This window comes from Streptomyces sp. DH41, from assembly GCF_029813785.1.
Lineage (GTDB): Bacteria > Actinomycetota > Actinomycetes > Streptomycetales > Streptomycetaceae > Streptomyces.
In genome coordinates this window covers 37,475-44,399 of record NZ_JARVKY010000040.1, presented here as the reverse complement: position 1 = coordinate 44,399, position 6,925 = coordinate 37,475, and the positions used below count along the sequence as shown (strand labels likewise).

The window sequence follows — 6,925 nt, the reverse complement described above, 5'->3', positions numbered from 1 at the left end:
ACACCCAGGCCCTCCTCCGCCTCGCCCGCCATCGCATCAGCGTCCTGTTCGCCCTGCTCCGCGACGGAACCTTCTACGAGCCGAGGAGCCCTCGACTCGCTTGACGAAGGACATAGAGGCACCCCCCCCCGAACCGATGGTCGACGGCTCACCCGAGCGCCTGACGGCTTCTTCACGCAGACCATGTCTGTGCATCCGTCCGTGGCCTTAAGGACGTGCGTTCGGCAAGTAGCGCGCTCGGGGGGGGGAGTGCACCCAGACGCCGCGGGTGTCGCGCGAGGTTCCGTCCGGACGGTTCAGCGGCCCGTGGTTCCATCGAGGAGTTCGCGCAGGATGTCGGCGTGGCCGACATGACGTCCCGTTTCCTCGATCATGTGCGTGAGCGCCCACCGCAGGGACGGTCCCTCCGGCCGGGACGCCGGGCGGGCGACGGTGGCGGTCAGGTCGGGAGGCGGCGCGGACGACCATGTTCGACCGGGCGGCCGCGCCGCGGTAGGCGGCCAGGACGTCGTCGACCGCGTCGCCGGGAGCCGCGGCGAAGGTGGCCTGCCAGTCGGCGACCTGCTCACCGAGGAACAGGGAACGCTCCACGTGGGCGAGGTGGTTGACCTGTCCCAGCAGGTCGGTGCCCGACGGAACACTGGGCGTGCGCACCTGCGGTTCCGGCATGCCCTCGATCTTGGCGCCATGCAGGCGCGCAAGTAGTCGAGGAAGCCGAGCAGTACGTCCTTCTCCGAGGTGCCGGTGCTCGGCGGCGGCAGGTCACGGCGGCGGGTGGGCGTCATGTAAGTGCCCTTCTGTGTGAACGGCTGAGCAGGCGGGTGAGACGGGTGGTGCTGCTCAGACGGTGGTCCGGCGGATCCGCAGGACGTGGTCGACGACCTCGGCGGTTCGACCGTCCGGCCCGGAGGCGATCCGTCGTGGCGAGGCCGCCCTCTCGATCGACCAGCCGTCCGGGTCCAGGGCGAGGCCGGCGGCGATCTCGTCCGGTGTGGGGTGCGAAGCGTCGTGGTCCTGGTTCCACGACCACGGGGCGATCGATCCGTGGTCGACGATCAGTAGCCGTCTGCCCGGTGCCAGCGCCCGCGCCGCGGTCCGCAACACCTGCGTGCGCGGCAGGTCGAACGGCGACTGCAGGTACAGGGCGGTCACCAGGTCGAAGCGGCCTTCGGGAAAGCCGACGGCCGGGTCGTGCCGCTCGGTGTGGACGAGGTCACCGAGCCCGCGTTCGCGAGCCGTGTCGGCGACCTGTGCCGTGACCGTGCCGGAAACGTCGACGGCGGTCACCCGCCAGCCCGCACCGGCCAGCCAGAGAGTGTCACCACCGGTGCCGCAGCCCAGGTCGAGTGCGGTCCCAGGCGCGAGCCCGGAGGCGATTTCCACCAGCAGGGGATTCACCCGGCGCCCGGTGGTCATATCACGGGAACGGTAGTGCTCTTCCCAGAAGCGGGCCGCTCTGAGTGCCCCTCGGGCATGGTCTTTTCGGTCATCGACGATGCGCTCCTCATCGGACGTAGTGAGATGAGACTGCCCGAGCACCGGCCGGAATTGCACAAGAACTTGCTGTGTCGGCATGATGCTGACCACGGACGGCGACCGGAGCGACCCGAACGACCTTGAGGGCGTGCTCGATGCCGTCGGCCCGCGGCTGCGCGCGCTGCGTCGGCAGCGCCGGATCACCCTCGCCGAGCTGGCCGCGACCACGGGAATCTCGGAGAGCACGCTGTCCCGGCTGGAGGGCGGCCGGCGCCGCGCCAACCTGGAACTGCTCCTCCCACTGGCCCGCGTCTACGGTGTCCCGCTGGACGACCTCGTGGGCGCCCCGCCCACCGGCGACCCCCGCGTCCATCTCAAGCCGCTTCACCGGCACGGCATGACGTTCATTCCGCTGTCCCGCAGGCCGGGCGGGATGCAGGCGTTCAAGATGCTCATTCCCGGCCGGGACGCTCCGGCCGAACCGACGCCACAGACGCACGAGTTCGAATGGCTGTACGTCCTGAACGGACGGTTGCGGCTGCTCCACGGCGATCAGGACGTCGTGCTGCCGCCCGGCGAGGCCGCGGAGTTCGACACCGGACTCCCACACTTCCTGGGAGCGCCGACGGCAGAGCGGCCGAACTGCTGATCCTCTTCGGTCGGCAGGGCGAACGCGCACACATCAGGGCACGCACCACCTGAGCATCAGCCTGGGTCTTCAGGCCGCTCGCTGCGCGTTCCGACGCCAAGCCGTCATCCTGTGGGTTCTCGCGGCCCATGTCATCTGCCGGGCCTGCGACTTGCGTGTCCTGTCGCAGTGAGCCTGTCGGATGTCGAGTCTCTGACCTGCTGGGGCGCCAGATCGTTGGCAGGGCGCCGACCTGACGGACGAAGGCGTCGTGCCCCCATGCGGCCGCTGCCGCCAAGTCCTTCTCGACTACTTCCCATCCCTCAAGGTCTTCGTCGGGACGGGCAGCCTCCGGATGGTGCCTGTCACGGACCTGCTTCCTGAAAGCTACATCTGGGCGGACCACCAGATCGACGCTGAGAAGAGCGCGCCACTCACCTCGACCTGATCGCCCCACGCTGTTACAGGGCGAACGTTTCCTGATGCGGCACTGGCGACCACCGGGCCCGTTGTCCCGCCGCCGGAAGGGATACCTCCTGCTGCGTGAGCGCGTGGTCACGCACCTCGGTCCGCTTCCGGAGCCTGTGTGAGGAAGGGCCGGGATCTGCCGGCGCGTCCAAGACAATCTGCGGCCATGGGCTCGCTGGTCAGACAGTCCGCTCCCGCACCCGAGGAGATCAGCAAGAGACAACGACGTAGGGGAAGCTTGCCGCAGCCCTCTGTCACGACTACCGCGACGCCGTGAAGACGTTCTTCCACGCTCGTCCTGCGGCGGAAGGCCCTCGGTCGAGGACGGCGCCGGCCGGGGAAACGGAAGCGGCAGTGCTTCAGAGTGCGGGGCCCTCGGCGGCGGCCAGTCTGTTCTCGATGAGGTCGGCGGCGCGCGGGGTGCCGCCCTCGGCCCGGGCGGCGGCCTGCAACTGCTTGGACCGGTCGATGCGTTCCGGGTCCGTGACCAGGTCGTTCAGTGCCGTGCGGAGGGTCTCGGCGGTGGCGTCAGCGGTGTCCACACGGCGAGCGACGCCGAGTTCCACGAGCCGGTCGGCGTTCATGAACTGCTCGGCTCCCTGCGGCACGGCGATCATGGGAACGCCGGCGAGGAGCCCTTCGCCGCAGCCGCCCATGCCGGCGTGGGTGACGAAGGCGTCGGCCTGTTCCAGGATCGCCCGCTGCGGGACCCAGGAGTGCACTTCGACGTTGGGCGGGACGGTGCCGAGTTCCTCGGGGTCGGTGTACTTGCCGATCTGGAGTACGACGTGCCAGCCGGGCAGCTCGCCGAAGGCCGCTATGCACTGGCGGTAGAACGCGGCCTGGCGCGTGTATGCCGAGCCGAGCGAGACCAGCAGCACGTTGTCCGCGGTCGCCGGGCGGGTCCAGCCCTCCGTGTCCGCTCGGGTGTCGAAGCAGGGGCCGACGAAGGTCACCGTGTCGGTGTCGACTCGATCGGCGTGTGGCTGCATCGCTCGCGGGATCAGGGCGAGGGCCCGGGCGGGCGGGCCGGAGAACGTGTCCACGTCCGTGGTGGTCGCACCGCAGTCGCCGAGCCACCGTGCGAACCTGTCCCGGTACGCGTCGGCGCCCGGCAGCTTCCGCAGCTGCGCCGCGACTTCCTCCTGGTAGCCGTCCCAGCCGACGAACGTCGGGGACAGCTGCACGAGGGGGCGGCCCTGGGCTTCGGCGAGGGCGCGCGCGGCATGGGCGCCGATGTCGTAGAGATACAGGTCGGCCGGATCCTCGTCGTAGGCGGCGCGCAGTTGCGGGAGCGCCTGGACGGCGTCGTCGAGGAAGAGGCTCGCCGCTGCTATGGGATCGGCGGGCCAGGCGTTGTCCGCGACGGGCAACGTGGAGGTGCAGGGCACCAGCTCCGCGCCGGCGGACTCGATCCGGTCGGCCACGAACGGGTCGTTGGCGTAGGTGACCCGGTGCCCGCGGTCCACCAGTTCACGGATGAGCGCGAGGCTGGGCAGGACATGGCTGACGATGGGGACGCCGACCATCGCGACATGGGCGCGAGGACGGGACATGGGCGATCACTCGTTTCTGGCGCGGGACAGGAGCGGGCGGTGTGGCGAGGACGTGGTGTCAGGGCCGGGCGATCCGCGCGGCGGCCTCCTCCAGGTCGGCGACGCTCCCCGACATGATCGTCCGTACATGCCTGGTGATGTGCCGCACGGGCCAGTCCCACCACGCCACGGCGAGGAGCCGGGCGATGTCAGCGTCGTCGTAGCGGGTGCGGATGAGTCGGGCGGGATTGCCGCCGACGACGCCGTAGTCGGGGACGTCGCCCGTGACCACGGCGCCGGCGGCGATGATCGCGCCGTGACCGATGCGTACACCGGGCATGACCGTGGCGCCGTGGCCGAACCACACGTCGTTGCCGACGACCGTGTCACCCCGGCCGGGCAGGTCGGTGATCAGGTCGAAGTGCTCCGCCCAGGAGCCCCCCATGGTGGGGAACGGGAAGGTGGAAGGGCCGTCCATGCGGTGGTTGGCGCCGTTCATGATGAACCGGGTGCCTGTCCCCAGCGCGCAGTACTTGCCGATGACAAGCCGCTCGGGGCCGTAGTGGTACAGGACGTTGCGCGTCTCGAACGCGGTCGGGTCGTCCGGGTCGTCGTAGTAGGAGAAGTCACCGGCCTCGATCAGCGGCGACTTCACCAGCGGCTTGAGCAGAACCACGCGCGGGTGTTCGGGCATTGGATGGAGCACGGTGGGGTCAGCGGGAACGGGCGGCATCGCGGAAGCGGTTCCTCTCTGGCGGGCCTAGAGCGACAACTGTCGCGTTAAGATGCTGGCACAGCCCTGCCGCATTGATCAACCGGATACTGATTGCCGATGACAGACCCACTGGACACGACGTCGGACCGCCGTCCGGGCGGTCGTACCGCCCGCATCCGCGCCCTGGTTCTCGATGCCGTGCGCGCCGAACTCGCTGAAGGCGGTCACGAAGGACTCACGATGGAGGGTGTCGCGACGCGCGCCGGAGTGCACCGCGCCACGGTCTACCGGCGTTGGCGCGATGTCGGCGGCCTGCTCGTCGACGTCATAGACGCCGCCGGCGAGATCGACTGGCAGCCGCCGGACACCGGCTCGCTGCGAGGCGATCTGACGGCCCTCAACCAGGAGATTCAGGAAGCCCTTGTCCTGCAGCCGTCGTTCGCCATCGCCCTGATGGCCGCCTCGTTCCACTCCGAACAGGCCGCGCGGGCCCAGACCCGGTTGTGGACGGACCGGTACACCCAGTGCGAGCTCCTCGTCGAGCGCGCCGTCGAGCGCGGTGAACTCCCCGCCCAGCACACGGACGCGCGGAGCCTGCTGATAGCCGCCACGGCACCGCTGTACCACCAGCTGGTGCTCCTGCGTGCCGATCCGGACCCGCGACTCCCGGGACGGGCCGCGGAGGCGGCCGTCCTGGCGGCTGCCGCGGGCGCCTTCTCCGTCCGTCGGGAAGAGGGCGTGTGATCGAGGAGGCAGGGGGCGAACGCAAGCGCGATCGAGAGCGAGACAGAACCTGATTCACGGTTCAGTAGCCCTGGTTCGGACATCAGGGAGCACATAGCCCCGAGCTCAACTCTTGAGGGCTCTTCTACGAGTTTTCGTCACCGACGGCGTCGTAGGTGAACGTCGAGGACGCCTTCCGTGTCGGTTGACGGCCCAGACGACGAGTGCGCAAAGGGCGAAGGCGGCGCCGAGAAGGCTGGATGCGGCCCACCCCGCGGCGGAGTACACAGCGGTGGTGCCGGTTGCTCCGACGGCGGAGCCGACGGAGTAGAAGAGCATGTAGCCGCCGATGACGCTGCTCGTCCGGTGTGCGTATGCGTCCGTGAGCAGGTGCTGATTGCTGACGTGTACTGCCTGCACCGCGAAGTCGAGGACGATCACGCCGACGATGACTGGTCAGAGCGACCAGGACGCCTGCCCGGTCGCCAACCATGAAGCGGCCAGGAGTGCGAGTGCACTGCCTGTGATGACGTCGGCACGGCCGGCGTCAGCCCTCTGCCCGGCTCGGGAGGCGCCCAGCGCTCCGGCGAGCCCGGCAATCCCGAAGAGGCCGATCTGGGCCGTGCTCAGGTGCCACGGCTCGGCTGTGAGCGGCAGAGCCAGGCCGCTCCACAGCGTGCCGAAGGAAGCGAACAGGAAGAACGCGATCAGTCCACGCGAGACGAACAGGCGCTCACTGAACAGGCGCCCGAGCGAGATCAGCACCGCGCCGTACGTGGTCCGGACGTCGCGTGGGTCGGGTGGCAGGAGCTTCAGGACGAAGCCGGTGAGCGCGATGAGGAGGACGGCGAATACGACGTAGATGCTTCGCCATCCCCAGAGTGCGGCGAGACTGCCTGCGAGTACGCGCGCTCCGAGGACGCCGATGATGACGCCGGATGTAACGGCGCCGAGTGTGCGGCCGCGGTCCGTTGCTGTGGACAGGTCGGCGGCGAAGGCGACTGTGGTCTGAACGACGACCGCGAACAAGCCTGCCAGGGCAAGCCCGGCAAGCAGGAGCCATGGCTGGGCGGCGACTGCGGCCAGAGCCATGCCGACCGCGGCGAGGAGAAGATGCCCGGCGATGAGCTTGCGCCGGTCGAACATGTCCCCCAGAGGGACGAGAAGGGCCAAGCCGATCAGGTAGCCGAGCTGCCCGGTGGTGACGATCCACCCCAGGTCGGCTTCCGGCAGGCCCACGTCGCCGCCGATCTGGGCCAGTACGGGCTGCGCCACGTACATCGTCGCGACCGCGACCGCGCAGATCACGGGGAACAGCATCCTCCGGCCGAACGTGAGACTCACCGTCACACCCCCAAATGAGTAGCAAATTGCAACCAA

4 protein-coding genes and 4 pseudogenes are annotated in these 6,925 nt (G+C 69.4%); 3 read left to right on the top strand and 5 right to left on the bottom strand.

Annotated elements, in window-relative coordinates:
• Positions 1 to 296: 296 nt before the first annotated feature.
• Positions 297 to 785 (bottom strand): annotated as a pseudogene (locus QC283_RS37370) (DinB family protein).
• 55 nt (positions 786 to 840) lie between these two features.
• The gene (locus QC283_RS37365) at positions 841 to 1,416 is read right to left on the bottom strand and encodes a class I SAM-dependent methyltransferase (protein ID WP_336620686.1); all 576 of its coding nucleotides are present in this window, start codon (positions 1,414 to 1,416) and stop codon (positions 841 to 843) included.
• Between the two features lie 160 nt (positions 1,417 to 1,576).
• On the opposite strand from QC283_RS37365, the pseudogene QC283_RS37360 reads away from it, so the two are divergent.
• Both QC283_RS37360 and QC283_RS37355 read left to right on the top strand, forming a co-directional pair.
• Positions 1,577 to 2,178: pseudogene (locus QC283_RS37360) on the top strand (helix-turn-helix domain-containing protein).
• 185 nt (positions 2,179 to 2,363) lie between these two features.
• Positions 2,364 to 2,552, top strand: a pseudogene (locus QC283_RS37355) (cytidine deaminase); the annotation flags it as partial.
• 379 nt (positions 2,553 to 2,931) lie between these two features.
• On the opposite strand, the gene QC283_RS37350 reads toward QC283_RS37355, so the two are convergent.
• Together QC283_RS37350 and QC283_RS37345 are read right to left on the bottom strand one after the other, a co-directional pair.
• Positions 2,932 to 4,128, bottom strand: a complete 1,197-nt coding sequence (locus QC283_RS37350; RefSeq protein WP_279566231.1) for a macrolide family glycosyltransferase — start codon at positions 4,126 to 4,128, stop codon at positions 2,932 to 2,934.
• Between the two features lie 58 nt (positions 4,129 to 4,186).
• Positions 4,187 to 4,840: a CatB-related O-acetyltransferase gene (locus QC283_RS37345; RefSeq protein WP_279566230.1), complete on the bottom strand. Its 654-nt coding sequence runs from the start codon at positions 4,838 to 4,840 to the stop codon at positions 4,187 to 4,189.
• A gap of 99 nt (positions 4,841 to 4,939) precedes the next feature.
• On the opposite strand from QC283_RS37345, the gene QC283_RS37340 reads away from it, so the two are divergent.
• A complete protein-coding gene (locus QC283_RS37340) occupies positions 4,940 to 5,566 on the top strand; it encodes a TetR/AcrR family transcriptional regulator (protein WP_279566229.1) in 627 nt (208 codons plus the stop codon).
• A 105-nt stretch (positions 5,567 to 5,671) separates the two neighbouring features.
• On the opposite strand, the pseudogene QC283_RS37335 reads toward QC283_RS37340, so the two are convergent.
• Positions 5,672 to 6,865, bottom strand: a pseudogene (locus tag QC283_RS37335) (MFS transporter).
• Positions 6,866 to 6,925: the final 60 nt, after the last annotated feature.